The organism is Hoeflea sp., assembly GCF_984452065.1.
The window spans coordinates 31,802-32,945 of record NZ_CFHWAF010000042.1 but is presented as its reverse complement, the minus strand read 5'-3'; the positions used below and the strand labels follow the sequence as shown (position 1 = coordinate 32,945).

Genomic DNA, 1,144 nt, shown 5'->3' with positions numbered 1-1,144 from the left:
ACCGCCCTCGTTACGGAACGCCTTATAAAACCCAACAACAAAAACAGTCAACAGCGAAAATCGAATTTGTGACATTTTTTTTACGGCCTCGGACCGAGGCCCGGAAAACAACTTCGACACAGGCTCCAAAACCGTTTTGAACCGGTGGCTTCCAAGCGGCTTCACCAGGTGTTAAATTGGCGAAATATTTATGAAATTGCGGCGCCTTGCCCTAATTCCGGCACAGTTCCCGTGTCTTCAGGACATATCGATGTCGTGCAGGGGGAAGACGGCAAACGTCCGACAGTAACCAACGACAGTAACCAATATACGCGAATTGTGCCTTGCGGGCGCCGGTGAAGATTGACTCCCCGCCACTGTCAGGGCAGATGAATAGCCGGGGAAATAATGTCGATAACAAAGACAGGGCGGGGCAACAAGATAGTCGATGTCGTCACACAACGATCTTAGCAGGCAGATGGGTGAGGACGAACCGCTTTTGGCCGACGGCCGAAAGGTCCCCGATCGCCGCGAGATCTCCATCAGATGGCTCTCCGGAACATTTCTGACAGGCATTACGTCCAGCGCCTTGATGGGCATTGCATTGTTTGCGGCGCTCGACGGCCGCGAGCAATTGGCCATCCCCGGCGAAGCCTATGCGGCGACCGATATCGACGAGCCGCTGGAAGGCGCCGAAAAGGGCAGCCGCCTTGTCGCGACGACAATAGCCGCAAAGCCGTCCGACAAGACGATCATGGAAATCTCCACCATGATCAACGAGGGCGAGCGCAGCGTTATCCGCAGCCGGCCCTTTGCCCATGTGAAGATGGCATTGGCCGCCAACCATGCGGCCCCGGGCGACTATCCGAAGTTCGATCCGCTGAAGATCTTTTCCTCCGGCAAGCCGGAACCGGAACCGGAAACATCGACCGGGGTCATCTACGGAGCGGAGGTGGAATCGGAAATACGGCTGAAAGTGACTGATTTTCCCGTCGCGGGCGCGCCGTACGATTATGCCGCATCCATGAGTGCCGAAGAGGCGGAAGAGGATGTGCGCACCAACGGTTCCATCCTGACGGACGAGACCTTCCAGGTCGCCATGCTCCACTATGTGAACCCGCAGCGGTTTTCAGGCTCCAGCTCGCCGTTTGATTTCAGCACCAAC

The 1,144-nt window shown here is 56.5% G+C and carries 1 pseudogene; it reads left to right on the top strand.

Annotated elements, in window-relative coordinates:
- Window positions 1–427: 427 nt before the first annotated feature.
- A pseudogene (locus AC5E6N_RS10400) lies at window positions 428–1,144 on the top strand (M23 family peptidase); the annotation flags it as partial.